This window comes from Gemmatimonadota bacterium (genome assembly GCA_041390105.1).
Taxonomy (GTDB): Bacteria; Gemmatimonadota; Gemmatimonadetes; order Longimicrobiales; family Gaopeijiaceae; genus JAGQIF01.
Map to the genome: position 1 here is coordinate 388,797 of JAWKQO010000004.1, position 14,521 is coordinate 403,317.

Consider the following 14,521-nt stretch of genomic DNA (forward strand, 5'->3'; position numbering starts at 1 on the left):
TCCCACACAAGGGAGGGCAGGACGCGTTGCGGCTGGCCTGGCGCCGCGCCCCCGCCGAAGATCATCCCTGGCAACGATCCGAATCCGAGGCTGCCCATGGTCCGCCCACGTCCACGTTCCCTTCTGGCGCTCGGCGCTTTCCTGCCCCTCGCGGCCAGCGCGCCCCTGGGTGCGCAGAGACCAGGACGCTTCGCGGGTCCAGAACGGTTGGTGGTCGGCCTCGAGTACGCAGTGCTCGACAACGCCCGCTTGGTGCGCTCGATGGCGGCGACCTTCGCCGAGACCGGCCTTCCCGGCATGAAGCACTACGTGGAAGCGGTCTCGTGGGGCGAGATGCAGAAGGGCCCCGATCGACCGATCGACTTCCGTACCATGGACCTGTTCGTACGCGAGTACCAGGCGCAGGGCTTCACTGAGCTGACGTTGTCGTTGAAGCCCCACAGTCCTTGGGGCTCGAGGGACGTCTCGCGACTGCGGAGCACCAATGCCAGCCCCAAGCCGGAGTACCGAGAGCATTTCCGGGCCTGGGTACACGACGTGGTCGAGCGCTACGATGGCGACGGCCAGAGAGACATGCCCGGGTTGCGCTGGCCGGTTCGCTTCGTCGAGATCGGAAACGAGTTCTCCAGTTACGAGCCGGAACCGGTCGAGGAGTATCTGGAGACGCTGGCCATCGCCTACCAGGCCGCGCACGCCGCCTTCGCCGACGTCCGCGTAGGCCATGCCGCGTTCCTGATCACACCGGTCGACTTGGCCCATCGTGATCCGGACGGCTACGCGCAGGTGTGGGAGGAGACCCGGCGAGTGGACACGCACCACGGCCTCGACGACCTGCGGGCGGTGCTCGATCGACCCGACCTCTTCGACTTCGTGAACCTGCACAACCTGGGCAGTCCCTACGAGATCGAGCACATGATGCGCTGGGTGCACTACGAGATGGACCTGCGGGGTTGGGTCAAACCGGTGGTCATCAGCGACACCACGCCCACGTCCTACATCGCCTGGGGACCGGCCACTACCTGCGAAGGCCCCAATCTGGGCCTGATCACATCCCCGGCCACCGAAGCCGATCGCTGCCGGATCGCGGCGTTCTTTCGCCGCCTCGTGGACCGCGACCCCGAGGCCCTGGCCTGGGCACGAGGGTTCGTGGCCGCCGATCACGTGCAGCGCGCCATCATCGCCGCCGAACAGGGCGTCCGTCTCATCAACCTGGCGTTCGTCGACGACCTGGGCTTCGCCACCTTCAAGGCGTTCCAGGCAGGCGCCGGGTTGGCGGCGTGGGGCGGCGCGCTGCGCATCAGCCACTTCACCGGCCGCGTGCAGGAGCGCTATCCCGCCTACTACGCCCTGGGTCAACTCATGGCGGTGTTGGGAGACTACCGCTCGGTGGAGCGGGTGGACGGCGCCGCGGCAGCGGCACGCGTCTACCGGGTCGACGGGGAAGCCGGCCCGGTCTGGGTGGCCTGGCTCGAACCGGGGCGGGCGCTCCTACCCGAGGACGACGCCCCGAGCGAGGTCGTTCGTCTCCAGATCGACGCTCCGGAGGTCCAGATCGAAGCCACGATCACACGGCTGGGTCAGAGCGAGCCCCAGATCTCCACGAAGGCCACCCAAGGGGGCTGGATCGAAATGGTGCTCACCCCCACGCCGGTCTTCCTGCGGCCCGTGAACCGGGAGTAGCCGCCCGCCGCCCCTACACGCGACCGTTTGGTCAGTGCGCGCCTTCCACCCGGATCGTGACCGCGTAGGACGCCGGGTCGATCGGCGTGCGCTCGTGCGGTGCCGGCTCCACCGAAACGATCGTGACGCGCACGCCGTTCCACTCGGCGATGCGGGGATCGACCGCGGTGTTGAGCTGGAAGGGCACCGTCGGACCACTGCCCGCAGCGATTCCGAAGCCGGCCCTCAGATTCCCCTGCCACACGCAGGTGACGTCCACCGGGCAGCGGGAATCCTCGAGGACCTCGTCCAGCACCACGCGCAACACGCTCTCGGGCACCCTTTGCTCCTGTCCCACGCGCAACTGCAGCTCGGCGGGCGCCCCCAGGCGAACGTCGCTGGCGTCGACCGGCGATGGCAGCGGTCCGCTGCAGGCCCACGCTCCCACGAGCAGCACGATTCCCACGATTCGTTCGCGCACGTCTCCGCCTCCTCCCCGTTCCCCACGGTGCCGGACCCGCTCATCCCGGGAGCGGCGTCCCAGCGTTAGAACGATCCGCACACTCCGGTCCGGACGCCCCTTCCCCCTTGCTACCCCGGGTAGGCGGCCAGAAGCTCCAGAACGTGGTCGATGTCCGCCTCGGTGTGGTCTGCGTTGACCTGAGCGCGAATCTCCTCATCTCCCTTGGGCACAACGGGATAGGCAAGACCGGTCACCAGCACCCCCTGCTCGAAGAGGTAGCGGACCAGGTCCCGCGTGCGGCCGGTGTCGCGGATCATGAGGGGCACCACAGGGTGCTCGCCCGGGATGGTTTCGATGCCGATGCGAGTCAGGCCCTCCTCGAAGCGCCGCGTGAGTGCCCGCAGCCGCTTCAGCAGCTCCAAGCCCTCGGCGCTGTCCACGATCTCCAGGGAACGGAGCGCCGCCCGTGCCTCCCCGGGCGTGATCGGGTTGGAGTAGATGTACATCTGGGAGCTCTCGCGCAGAAAGCGGACGAGCGCCTCGTTGGACGCGACGTATCCGCCGTTGACGCCGAACGCCTTGCCCAGCGTCCCGACCAGCACGTCGGCCGGGGGCGACCCGGTATACTCCTCGGTCCCCCGCCCCGTTCGGCCAAAGGCCCCGACGCCGTGCGAGTCGTCGACGACCACGACGACGTTCTCCTCGTACGCAGCATCGTGGCGGGCGCAGATCTCCATGATCCGGTCCAGAGGCGCGTGATCCCCGCGCATGCTGAAGATGCCGTCCGTGACCACCAGGGCTCGCCGGGCCGTTGCGGCGAACCGGGCCAGCGCGTGCTCGAGCGCTCCCACGTCGTTGTGACCGTAGACGGCCTTGTCGAGGGGCCGCGCCAGTCGCATGGCGTTGATGATGCAGTTGTGGTTGAGCGCGTCGCTGATCAGCACCGTCTGGTCGGTCACGAGCGGCGTGATGGTCGAGACGACGGTGGCGTACGCGGAGGAGAAGATCATGGCCGCGTCGCGCCCGTGGAACGAGGCCAGCCGCCTCTCCAGCTCGACGTGCGGGGTGTAGGTGCCGCTGATGAAACGCACGGCGCCCGGCCCCGCACCGAACTGGCGCGCGGCCTCCTCTTCCGCAGCGATCACGTCGGCCCGCAGTCCCAGCCCCAGATAGGAGTTGGAGTTCATGCGGATGAACTCCTTGTCCCCCTGGCCCTCCAGGAGAAAGCGTGGACCTCGCTCGCCCGCCGCGGGCAGCACTGCCCGGACCACCGCTTCGGCCCCCTTGGCCGTACCTGCGGATTCCAGACTTTGAACGTGAGCAGCGAGAACGGGAGACAGTCGGTCCGTTGGCATACCGGGGTCGTCCTGGTTGGAGCGGGTCAGAGACCGAGCTTGGCCCGGAGCTTCTCGATCATGTCCGCAGTCATGCGGGGAAGGTCGTACTCCGCCTTCCAACCCCATTCAGCGGCGGCGGCGGAGTCGTCGATGCGGCGGGGCCAGGAATCGGCGATCGCCTGGCGCACGGGGTCCACGGCGTAGTCGATGCGGAAGCCGGGGACGTGCTTGCGGATCTCCTCGGCCAGGCGTTCGGGCGTGAACTGCATGGCGGCCACGTTGAACGCATTGCGATGCGTCAGCCCTGCTGGATCCGCCTCCATCACCTCGATCGCAGCGCGGATGCCATCCGGCATGTACATCATGTCCAACTGCGTATCGGGGCCCAGGAAGCAGGTGTAGTGCCCCTTCTCCAGGGCGTGATAGAAGATGTCGACGGCGTAGTCGGTGGTCCCCCCGCCGGGAGGAGCCACGTAGGAGATCAGGCCAGGAAAGCGCACACCGCGAGTATCCAGCCCGAAGCGGCTGTGGTAGTAGTCGCACAGCAACTCACCGGCGACCTTGGTCACGCCGTACATGGTGACTGGACGCTGGATGGTGTCCTGGGGCGTCGGATCGCGCGGCGTCCCGGGGCCGAAGGCACCGATGGAGCTGGGGGTGAACACGGCGCACTCGTGCGTGCGCGCCACCTCCAGCACGCTCAGCAGCGTTCCCATGTTGACGCGGTAGGCCAGCTGCGGGTCCCGCTCCCCCACCGCCGAGAGGATCGCGGCCAGGTGGTAGATCGCATCGGCCCGGTGCCGCATCACGGCACCCGCCACTGCATCCGCGTCGGAGCAGTCCAACACCTGGAAGAGGCCATCACCGGAAGGCTCGGCGGGTGGCCGGATGTCGGTGGCGAGCACGGCGTTCTCGCCGTAACGGGCACGTAGGGCGGGGACCAGCTCCGAGCCGATCTGCCCGCCGGCCCCCGTGACCAGAATCCGCTTCATCTCATCCTCGCAGGTGGACTCCCGCCCCGGGCGGGGCGGCCCGCAAGGTAGGGAGGGCGCCGGGGGCCCGCATCCCCTTGATCGGTGGGCCCTTCAGCTCCTCCTCAGATCGCCACCTCCGGCTCTGCGTAGGTCTGGTTCTGGCCCTGCCAGCGCCGCCACAACGTGACCACCCAGGCGCCAGAGCCCAGCGCACCCGCGAGCGGGGCCACGAACTGGCCGAAGATCGGGATCAGAGCCGCCACCAGCAGGACGGCGATGCCGAGCGCTGCCCCCGCGAACGGCCGGGTCCCCGTACGCCGATCCACCGCGTGCAGGATGGCTTCTCCCAGGGCGGTGCCGGCCAGCAGGTAGCCCACGAAGCCCAGCGCCGGCAACACCACCAGGAAGACCCCGAGCCCCGCCGGGAGGCCCACGACCGTGGGCATCACCGCGACGCCCAGGATCGGGAGGACCAGCCACACCAAGGCGGTCGCCACCAGCGTGGCCTTCAGGTTTCCGACCAATGTGGTACCCACGGAGCGCACGCCTTCGGGCGCCAGCCCGGCCAGAAGCAGGCCGGCGACCAACGCCAGGGCAGCCATACCCAAGACAACGAAGAGACCGAAGAACCAGGCGCCGGTCATGGCCTGGCGCTCCACTCCGCTGCGGACCCGCCCCAGCACCTCGGTGCCCTCTTCCTGCGTCAGGGTCGAGCGCACGAGCTCGACATCCTCACGCACGGTGGCACCGTCCTCGAGCCGCACGTCCGACGCGCCCGCGAAGACGTGGCCGATGTCGGCACCGCGCAGCAGCGCGTGTCCGCGGACCACGACCACCAACTCGGCGCTCCCCTCGACGGTAGCCGTTCCGTCCACCACGACGAGCGCGCCCACGCGTGTGCCTTCCGCGACCGTGGCGTCCCCTCCGATGCGGATGAGCACCCCGCCGCTGTCGGGAGCTTGCGCGTGCAGGGCGGCCAGTGGCACCAGGAGAAGGGTCAGCGCGGCCAGCACAGACTTCACCCCTCGCGTTCCACCTCGATCGAGCAGTCGGCGACCAGCGCTGCGATGGCCCCGATGGCTGCCCAGACCGGTGCCACCAGCGCACCCACCACACCAACGGTGAGCGGCACCTCGATCAGAACCTTGTCCTGTTCGTTGCGGATGATGAGGCGACGCACATTTCCCTGGTGCAGCAACTCCTTCACCTTGGCCACGACGCGGTCACCGCTGACCCGGTGCTTCTCCCTCGTTTCCTCCTCCATCTCCACGGTCGGAATCTCTACGGTTTCCATAACGCCTCCTTGGCACCGGAGCAGGACGCGCCGATGCTTTCCTTTGCGCAATCGGGACACACGGATTGTAGGAACGTCAGGAAGAGCCGTCCGTCGGGGGGGGTGCGGCGCTCCGTGCCAGGAGAACCCCCCACCGCGTCAAGCGCGTCGCCCGGGGAACCTCCCCGGCCCCTTCCACAGGGGCGCGTAGCCCCCGCTCTGGGGCGTTTTCCCGACAGACTGCACCACCGATTTGCGTGATGGTCAAGCAGCCCAACAGGAGGAGCGACATGTCCCGCACGGCCGTAGGCATCTATCACGACCCGGCGGCGGCCTCGGAGGCGATCCACGCCCTGGTCGACGCGGGGGTGCCCGTCGATGAGATCAGCGTCGTGATGCAGGAAGCAGCCGGGACCCACGACGTCCCGGTGGAGGATCACACCAAGGGGACACGCGGGGCGGTTCTGGGCGGAGCCATCGGTGCAGCCCTCGGAGCCGTGGGGGGTGTATTGGTGTCGACCGGCGTCATCGCGGCGCCCGGTCTGGCGCTGTTGGCCGCTGGTCCGCTAACGGCCGCGTTCAAAGGCGCGTGGGTCGGCGGCGCGTTCGGAGAGGTTTCCGGCCTCCTCGAAGGTCTCGGTCGGCTGGAAAGCGACGTGGACCTGAGCCAGGAAGACCTGGTGAACGGCGCGGCCTTGATCGCCATCCACAGCGACGACCTGCACGACGTGGCCATGAACGTGCTTACGCGCACCGGGGCGGAACGTCTGGACGAGAACGACACGGTGTAGGCGCCGCCGTCCTCGCCGCCCGCGTTCAGAGGCCGAGACGGCTCAAGAGCCACAGCGCCCCGAGCCCGATCACGAACGCGGCCAGCGTTTCCAGGGAACGAGGTGTCTCCCCGGCTTCCTTGATCTCCGGGACGAGATCTGCCGCCCCGATGTAGAGAAAGTTCCCCGCCGCGAAGGGGACCAGCGCGGAGACGTCCGTGTGTCGGGCGGCGAAGTAGGCCACCAAGCCGCCGACCAGGAAGGTCAGGCCCGAGGCGAGATTCCACAGCAGCGCCGAGCGCCGGGGCCACCCTCCGTGGATCAGGACGCCGAAGTCACCCAGCTCCTGAGGCACCTCATGCGCGGCCGCCGCCAGCCACGTCATCACTCCCAGGCGAACGTCGAGGATGAAGGTTCCCGCCACGGCCAAGCCGCCGATGAAGTTGTGGAGCGCGTCGCCCAGCAGGATCAGGTAGGTGAGCGGCCGTCGTCGGGACGGACGGCGGCAGTGGTGGAAGTGGAGCGCCTGCTCCAGCACCAGGAACGAGACGAATCCCAGGGCGAGCCAGGTCATGGCCCCCGCCAGGTCGCCTGTCGCAACCAGCGCGGCCGGAACGAGATGGAAGAGCGCACCTCCGATCAGCGATCCGGCCGCCAGCGCCACCAGCGGCAGGATCAGCCGATCGAGGGTACGTTCCTCCAAGCGCGCGGTGAGTCCACCGACGAGCGCGATCGCGCTCATCAGCAGACCTCCGCCCACAATCCAGAGGAGGACCACGTCCCCCGCTCCGCGACTCAGTGCGTCCCCGAGGCCGGTTTCACCGTGAGATCCGGTGGTGGCGTCTCCGCGGTCGAAGGCGGCAGCACCGGGTAGCGGATCTCCGGCTGGATGCCCGTCAGCGTCCTCAGGAAGGCGGTGATTCGGAAGATCTCAGGTTCAGCCAGCTCCGCACCGAGTTGAGCACTGCTCATGACGCGAACCGCGTCCTCCAGGTGGGAGACACTCCCCGAGTGGAAGTACGGGGGCGTCAGCTCCACGTTCCGCAGGGACGGCGCGCGGAAGACGTAGTTGTCCGCCTCCGTGTTGGTGACCTGTGCACGCCCTCGATCGGCGGGCGGGCGGATCTCGTCTCCGGGGCTCCGCATCACCCCGAACGGGAAGTAGGCCTGGCCGCCCACGTTCACACCGTTGTGGCAGGAGACACACCCCTTGGACAGGAAGAGTTGGAGCCCTTCCTTCTCCTCGGCACTCAACGCCTCGGCGTCACCGCCCAGATAGCGATCGAACGGCGAATCCGGGGTGCGGAGCGTCGCCTCGAAGGACTCGATGGCCCGCGCCATGTTGTCGAAGGTCACCGGGTCGGAATCGGCGGGAAACGCCTGCGCGAAGCGCTCCCCGTACTCGGGAATGCTCCGCAGCGTCCGCACGACGCGGTCCGGATCGCTGCTCATCTCGACGGCGGCCTGCACCGGACCCTTCGCCTGTTCTTCGAGGTCTCGCGCGCGACCATCCCAGAACTGGGCCACGTTGTAGACAGCATTGAACACGGTGGGCGCGTTACGGGGGCCCTTCTGCCATCCGTGCCCGACCGAGGTCGGGAGCAGGTCGACACCGGCCAGGCCCACGTTGTGGCAGGTGTTGCAGCTGATCAACCAGCTGGCCGAGAGGCGGGGTTCGAAGTACAGCATCTTGCCCAGCTCGACCTTGGCGGGCGTGGCCGGGTTGTCCGCGAGCACGGGATCCGCCTCGCCGATGCGCGCAAACATGCCGGCAGGAACCCCGGGGGGAGCAGCGATCTCCGCAGCCGGGGCCGCCGCTTCCGCCGATTCCTCTTCGAGGGGCGCCGCGCGAGGCTCACACGCTGACAGAGCGAGGACGAGGGGGGCAAGACCGAGTCCGATCATTCGGCGACACATGGGACCCTCCAGAATGCACGAACCGCGGGGGGATTCCCCGCGGGAGGCACGTTCGACTCGAGCTTCTGGACGATAATCCCTGCGCACCCGGATCTCTGTCGGGCGCCGGACCACGCCGCCTGTGGGGAGTCCTTGGCGGGCGGCGCCCGGAAGCTCCGGGTGGGGCGGACTACTCCGGCGGAAGCACGCGGAAGCGCGCCCTGAGGTCGACGCCCTCGGCGCGCCTGGCCGCGCGCTCGCGCAGATAGATCGCCGTCCCTACCGCCATCACGGCCAGCCACAGCGGCGTGGAGTGGAAGTACCAGACATCCAGGTCGGCGTTGAGGTCCTTCCAGACGTGCACGAGCAGGAACGTCCCCAACAACAGAATGCCGAGCACTGCGAGCGGCACCTGCACGCTCCGTGCGGAGAACACGGTGACCTGGCTCGCCAGCTCCGGGTTGCGTTTGGGCAGCGTGAGCACCGAGACGCACATGAGCAGGAAGTTCACCAGCATCGACGTGACCAGAATGTCCACACCGAGGAAGAAGTCGCCCGCGAGGTGACTGCCCACCACCCCGCCCGTCGCCATGATCCCACTGGCCACGAGCGCGACGTGCGGTGTATGCCAGCGGGCATGGACGGCAGAGACGGACTTGGGGAATACCCCGTCTTCCGCCCACGCGAACATGAGTCGCGACACGGCGAGCAACATCGCCGGCAGGTCGTTGATCAGGGCCACCGCTGCACCCGCGACGATCAACACGGTCCACCCGGCAGGGAGGAGATAGCCCAACAGGCCGGGAGCCGTGAGGTCGCGCACCTGGGCCTCGGTCACCACGAACGTCCAGGGGACAGCGTGATAGACCGCCGCGGTGAACAGGAAGTAGAACGAGCCCACGGTGACGACTGCGATGCCGATGGCCAGCGGGAGGTTCCGTCCTGGGTTCTTCGCCTCACCCCCCGCCTGCGCGATGGAGTCGAACCCGATGAAGCTGGAGAACAGCAGCGCCGACGCGGCCATGAACGGGCCGAGCCGGAAGGGCACCGCGGGAGTGTCCGGCAGGCCGCGCCCTTCCCGGGCCTGCAGGGCCGCGACGAAGTCGTTTCCGTCGAAGAGGAATCCCGCCACGATGACCACGGCTCCCAAAGCGAACATCAAGAACATCAGCGGAACCAGCGTACGTTCGTAGAGTCGAACGCCGCGCAGGTTCACCGCCACGAACGTCCACAGGAAGGCCAGCGCGACGCCGACGCGTACCGGGCCGCTGTCGAGCGCGTCAGCCACACCGGACCACGACAGCGCGGTCGCCACGTCGCGCAGGAACGGCACCAGCACGTAGGACACCACGCCGATGGCGATGCAGAGCCCGAACCACTGGGAAAAGCTGGCCACGAATCCCAGGTAGGGGGTGGTGGCGCGACTCGCGTACACGTAGCTGCCGCCGGCGCGCGGCATGGCAGAGGCCAGAATCGCGTAGGCCAGCGCCGCCAGCACGGCCGGCAGCGCCGCGAACAGGTAGGCGGGCAACACCCACGGTCCGATCCCGGGCACGCTGCGCTGGATCATGAAGGGGATGACGTTGATCGCCGCGCCCAGCATCGAACAGATGCCGGTGGCCGCGAGGCCCACCAGTCCGAGCTGTCGTGTGAGCCCGGTGCCCGGGCCAGGCCCGGGCGCGCTTGTGTGCGATGTCATGGCGGTGCCTCGCGCTCGCGGTCCAAGAAGGCCGTTACCTTGGGCCTCTGGCGTCCGGGCCACAAGACGGATCGGCGCTCGCTGGTCGGGAGGCGGCGGTGTCCCTAGCTTCCGCCGCGTTCCCTTCCTCGGTCGCCTCGCTCCCATCCGCTGCGAATGATCTGGTCCGTCCTCGCGCTCTCGCTCGCCACTTCCCCGGGGGGCGCTTCGGCCGCCGACACGGTGTTCTACAGCGGTCGGGACGGCCGCCTGGCCGTGGACCCGCCACGGATCGAGGCTCCTTCCATCTCAGTGGACGGACGGTTGGATGAACCCGAGTGGGCCGAGGCCGCCGTCCTGGGTGGCTTCACGCAGTACACCCCCGTCGAGGGGATCCCGGCCACGCAGGACACCGAGGTGCGGGTGTTCTATTCGGCGGACGCCATCTACTTCGGGTTCCATGTCTTCGACGACGACCCCGACGGGATCCTGGCCTTCCTCACCGAGCGTGACCGTTCCTCGTTCGGCAACGACTGGGTCCGCGTCATGCTCGACACCTTCGACGACCAGCGCCAAGCCTACTCCTTCTTCGTCAACCCCTACGGCATCCAGACGGACGGACTCTGGTTGGAGAGCCTCCCGCCTGCGGGAGGTGTGCCCACCAATCCGAAGGTGGACTTCAACGTCGACTTCATCTGGGACTCGCAGGGCCGGATCGTGGAGGACGGGTGGATCGTGGAGCTGCGCATCCCCTACGTGTCCATCCGCTTTCCGGACCGACCGGTGCAGGATTGGGGGCTGCAGATCGCTCGTGGCGTCACGCGGACGGATTTCAAGTCGTCCTGGGCCCCGCTCACCCTGGACATCTCCAGCGTGCTGGCTCAAAGCGGGAAGCTGGTGGGCCTGCACGACATCCATCCCAAGCGCCTGGTTCAGCTCAACCCCGAGATGACCGGCAGCGTCCGCGGCGACCGCGCCTCCGGCACGTTCCAGCGTGGTGACTTCGACCCCGAGGTCGGCCTGAACGCGCGCTACGGTCTGACGCCCAATCTGGTCCTGGACGCCACGCTCTACCCGGATTTCTCCCAGGTGGAGGCGGACGCGGACCAGATCCAGGTCAACGAGCGTTTCGCGCTCTTCTTCCCCGAGAAGCGCCCGTTCTTCCTGGACGGCACGGAGATCTTCCTGACCCCGCAGCGGCTCGTGCACACGCGGCGCGTCGCGGATCCCATCGGAGGAGCCAAGCTGACAGGCAAGTTGGGTGACTTCAGCGTCGCCTACATGGGCGCCGTGGACGAAAGCCCTACCTCGGTGTTCGGCGGCTCCGATAACGCCATCTTCAACATGCTGCGTCTGCGGCGGGACGTGGGTAGTGGCTCGACCCTGGGGCTCCTGTACACGGATCGCACGCTGACCTCTGACGTCTACAATCGCGTGCTGTCGACCGACGTGCGCCTGTTGTTCGGCGGCCGCTACGCACTGCAGACCCAGTTGACCGGAAGCTGGACCGCCACGGGTACCACCGGGACCGCGCCTGCGCTGAAGCCGATGGTAACGCTGGACCTCAGTCGCAGCTCACGCTTCAGTACATTCCAGTTCAAGCTGGAGGATACGCACCCCGAGTTCCGTGCCCTCTCGGGGTTCATCCCCCGGGTCGGCGACACCGAGCTCACGGCGGTGGGAGGTTTCACACGCTACGGGGCACCGGGCGCCGTGTTGGAGCGCTGGGGCAGCCAGATCCGCTGGAACAGCTTCTACCGGCACGACGATTTCTGGGATGGCGTGCGGCCGTTCGAGTGGGAGGTCGAGTTCTGGCCCTCCCTCGCGTTGCGCGGTGCGCGCTCCGTGACGGCGGTCCTGCGGGTCGGAGGGTTCGACTTTCCACCCGAAGCCTTCGAGGGCTATCAGGTGCTGGATTCGAACGGCCAGGCTCAGCCGTTCGCCCCGCCTCCTGCCGTCTCGCCCATCTTCGGCGTCGCGATCATCCCCAACGTCCGCGTCACAGACCGCATCCGACTGACCGGGCGCTCCTTCTTCCGGGAGGTACCGCTCTACGACGAGGGGTCGCAGGGGTGGGAGATCCAACTCGCGCCCTCCCTGCAGCTCACGCCCAACGACGCGTGGCGCTTCGACCTCAGCCATACCTGGTCCCATTTGACCCGCAGCGCCGACGGCAGCGACTTCAGCACGGTGCACATCTCGCGGGTGGGCGTGCAGTACCAGTTCGGGCGCGCGGTCTTTCTGCGCTTGATCGCACAGTACGACCTGGAACGACGCACCGCTCTCCGTCACCCCGTCACCGGACAGCCGCTCCTCATCGACGGAGACGTGCAGGACGCGGAGGAACGGGGGGACTTCCAGGGCCAGGCCTTGTTGTCGTACGAGCCGTCTCCGGGCACCATCTTCTTCGTCGGCTACAGCCGACTGATGGACGGTCCCTACGGCTACCGGCTCGCGCGCAAGAACCCGGTCACGGACGGGTTCTTCATCAAGCTCTCCTACCTTCTGCGTTTGTAGGCTCGGCGAGCGCACGGCACCCCCACGCCCCAGCCGCGGCGCGCTCACGACGGGGTCACGAGCCCCCCACGGGTCGGAGCACGCCTCTGACCAATGGCAGGAGGGATCACCGCCGGCAGCCAGCGGCGCCGTACCGGCAGGGAATGCACCTTCCGTCCAACGGGTGCCGATCGAGCGTTCGAGCCCATTCCGGCTCAACGGACGGCGATCGCCCCCGGATCCGAACGACCTGAGGATACTCGTCACCTGCGAATCGGGAGGTCCCTCGATGCAGGAGTTGCTGCTTCTCGCACTGCTCTCCGGAGTAGTCCCCGCGTCTGCCGCGCCTTCGCCCGGCGCGGCGTCCGCGGACACCGTTCCCCTCTTCGAGGGGTTGGGCGACCATCACCACAGCATCAGCACCACGAACACGGAGGCGCAGGCGTACTTCGATCAGGGCCTCCGACTCGTGTACGGCTTCAACCACGCGGAGGCGATCCGTTCGTTCGAAGAGGCGCTGCGCATGGAGGGCGGCTGTGCCATGTGCTGGTGGGGCATCGCCTTGGCGGCGGGGCCCAACATCAATGCCGCCATGGACTCGGCCGGAGGCGCTCTCGCCTGGAAGGCGATCCAGGCCGCTCGCAAACGGGGCACCGGCGCCTCCGCAAAGGAAGAGGCCTACATCGAGGCCCTCTCCCGCCGCTACGGCCCCGATCCGCTGGCGGATCGTGCGCAACGCGACTCCGCCTACGCGATCGCGATGGCAGAGGTGGCACGCCGCTTCCCGGCGGATGACGACGCCCAGGTCCTCTATGCGGACGCGCTCATGAACCTGGCACCCTGGGACTACTGGGAGGCCGACCTGACGCCGCGCCCCGGTACGTCCGAGCTGCTCTCCACGCTGGCCCGGGTGGTCGAGCGCGCCCCCGCTCACGCCGGCGCTTGCCACCTCTTCATCCACGCCGTGGAGAAGGGCGATCCCCAGCGCGCCGTGCCCTGCGCCGAGCGGCTCCCCGATCTCATGCCGTCGGCAGGGCACATCGTGCACATGCCCGCGCACATCTTCATCCGCGTGGGTCGCTACATCGACGCGATCGAGCGCAACCACCACGCCACGCACGCGGACGAGCGCTATATCCACGCCGAGCGGCCGCGCGGGATCTACCCGATGGCATACTACCCGCACAACTACGACTTCCTGGCCTTCGCCGCGGCGATGGCTGGGCGTCGTGGGGAAGCGTTGGAGGCTGCGCGGGCGGCAGTCGCAGCCGTCGATCGGGAGATGGCGACGGTCCCGGAGCTGGGCGGCTTGCAGAACTACCAGGTCCTCCCCCTCCGCATGATGGTTCGATTCGGGCTCTGGGCCGAGGTGCTCGCCGAGCCGGCCCCCCCGCCCGACCAGCGCTTCGCGGTGGGCTTCCATCACTTCGCGCGCGGCCTGTCGCTGCTCCGTACCGGCCGCGTAGCGGACGCGGTCGCCGAACTGCAGCGCCTGCGCACGTTGAGCGGCGAACCGGAGGTCCAGCCCGTGGTCATCTGGTGGAATCCAGCGGCCAAGGTGCTACGCCTGGCGGAGCTGGTGCTCGAGGCAGAGATCGCCCAGGAGGGGGGCCGTTCCGACCAGGCCGTGGCGCTCCTGGAAGATGCGGTGGCCCTGGAAGACGGACTGGTCTACGACGAGCCGCCCGCGTGGTCCGTGCCCCCCCGCCAGGTGCTGGGCCGCGTGCTGCTGGAGTGTGGGCGCCCGGCCGCTGCGGAACAGGTCTTCCGGGCGGATCTGGAGCGGCACCCCGAGAACGGCTGGAGCCTTCTGGGGCTGACGCAGGCCCTGGCCGCCCAGGGCCGGGATGCCGAGGCCAAGGCCGCACGGGCGAGGCTGGAACGCGCCTGGCGGACCGCCGACGGGGAGGTGAAGACCTCGGCCTATTGAGGGCGAGGCGGATCTCTTCGTCGCCGGCGTCACTCCGCCACGCCC

Annotated in this window: 12 protein-coding genes; 4 read left to right on the forward strand and 8 right to left on the reverse strand. The window is 68.4% G+C overall.

The genetic code is table 11. The features are described from left to right. Nucleotides 1-96 precede the first annotated feature (96 nt). Nucleotides 97-1,680 (forward strand): hypothetical protein, encoded by a 1,584-nt coding sequence (locus R3E10_18220; protein MEZ4417698.1) that lies wholly within the window; start codon nucleotides 97-99, stop codon nucleotides 1,678-1,680. Between the two features lie 31 nt (nucleotides 1,681-1,711). Here the strand turns inward: R3E10_18220 and R3E10_18225 are convergent, their stop codons facing one another. The 5 genes from R3E10_18225 to R3E10_18245 all read right to left on the reverse strand — a co-directional run bounded on the left by R3E10_18225 (nucleotide 1,712) and on the right by R3E10_18245 (nucleotide 5,727). Continuing rightward, nucleotides 1,712-2,140, reverse strand: coding sequence for a hypothetical protein (locus tag R3E10_18225; GenBank protein ID MEZ4417699.1), 429 nt, complete (start codon nucleotides 2,138-2,140; stop codon nucleotides 1,712-1,714). Between the two features lie 110 nt (nucleotides 2,141-2,250). Next, nucleotides 2,251-3,477 carry an aminotransferase class I/II-fold pyridoxal phosphate-dependent enzyme gene (locus R3E10_18230; protein ID MEZ4417700.1) on the reverse strand — a complete coding sequence of 409 codons (1,227 nt, stop codon included), beginning with the start codon at nucleotides 3,475-3,477 and terminating at the stop codon, nucleotides 2,251-2,253. 26 nt (nucleotides 3,478-3,503) lie between these two features. Beyond that, a complete protein-coding gene (locus R3E10_18235; protein MEZ4417701.1) occupies nucleotides 3,504-4,451 on the reverse strand; it encodes an L-threonine 3-dehydrogenase in 948 nt (315 codons plus the stop codon). Nucleotides 4,452-4,555: 104 nt separating this feature from the next. Next, nucleotides 4,556-5,455 (reverse strand): hypothetical protein, encoded by a 900-nt coding sequence (locus R3E10_18240; GenBank protein ID MEZ4417702.1) that lies wholly within the window; start codon nucleotides 5,453-5,455, stop codon nucleotides 4,556-4,558. Then, entirely contained in the window at nucleotides 5,452-5,727 is a 276-nt protein-coding gene (locus tag R3E10_18245) for a DUF4342 domain-containing protein (protein MEZ4417703.1), read from the reverse strand. Before R3E10_18245 ends, R3E10_18240 begins: the two co-directional genes overlap by 4 nt. Before the next feature lie 269 nt (nucleotides 5,728-5,996). Here R3E10_18245 and R3E10_18250 point away from each other — a divergent pair, with 269 nt between their 5' ends. Continuing rightward, the gene (locus tag R3E10_18250; GenBank protein ID MEZ4417704.1) at nucleotides 5,997-6,497 is read left to right on the forward strand and encodes a general stress protein; all 501 of its coding nucleotides are present in this window, start codon (nucleotides 5,997-5,999) and stop codon (nucleotides 6,495-6,497) included. A gap of 25 nt (nucleotides 6,498-6,522) precedes the next feature. Here the strand turns inward: R3E10_18250 and R3E10_18255 are convergent, their stop codons facing one another. The 3 genes from R3E10_18255 to R3E10_18265 all read right to left on the reverse strand — a co-directional run bounded on the left by R3E10_18255 (nucleotide 6,523) and on the right by R3E10_18265 (nucleotide 10,071). Next, nucleotides 6,523-7,218, reverse strand: coding sequence for a ZIP family metal transporter (locus R3E10_18255; protein ID MEZ4417705.1), 696 nt, complete (start codon nucleotides 7,216-7,218; stop codon nucleotides 6,523-6,525). Nucleotides 7,219-7,271: 53 nt separating this feature from the next. Continuing rightward, the gene (locus R3E10_18260; protein MEZ4417706.1) at nucleotides 7,272-8,393 is read right to left on the reverse strand and encodes a cytochrome-c peroxidase; all 1,122 of its coding nucleotides are present in this window, start codon (nucleotides 8,391-8,393) and stop codon (nucleotides 7,272-7,274) included. A 169-nt stretch (nucleotides 8,394-8,562) separates the two neighbouring features. Continuing rightward, a complete protein-coding gene (locus R3E10_18265) occupies nucleotides 8,563-10,071 on the reverse strand; it encodes an APC family permease (protein MEZ4417707.1) in 1,509 nt (502 codons plus the stop codon). Between the two features lie 156 nt (nucleotides 10,072-10,227). Between R3E10_18265 and R3E10_18270 the strand changes: the two genes are divergently transcribed. Both R3E10_18270 and R3E10_18275 read left to right on the forward strand, forming a co-directional pair. Next, nucleotides 10,228-12,567, forward strand: a complete 2,340-nt coding sequence (locus R3E10_18270) for a DUF5916 domain-containing protein (GenBank protein ID MEZ4417708.1) — start codon at nucleotides 10,228-10,230, stop codon at nucleotides 12,565-12,567. A 268-nt stretch (nucleotides 12,568-12,835) separates the two neighbouring features. Continuing rightward, entirely contained in the window at nucleotides 12,836-14,476 is a 1,641-nt protein-coding gene (locus tag R3E10_18275; protein MEZ4417709.1) for a hypothetical protein, read from the forward strand. Nucleotides 14,477-14,521 lie beyond the last annotated feature (45 nt).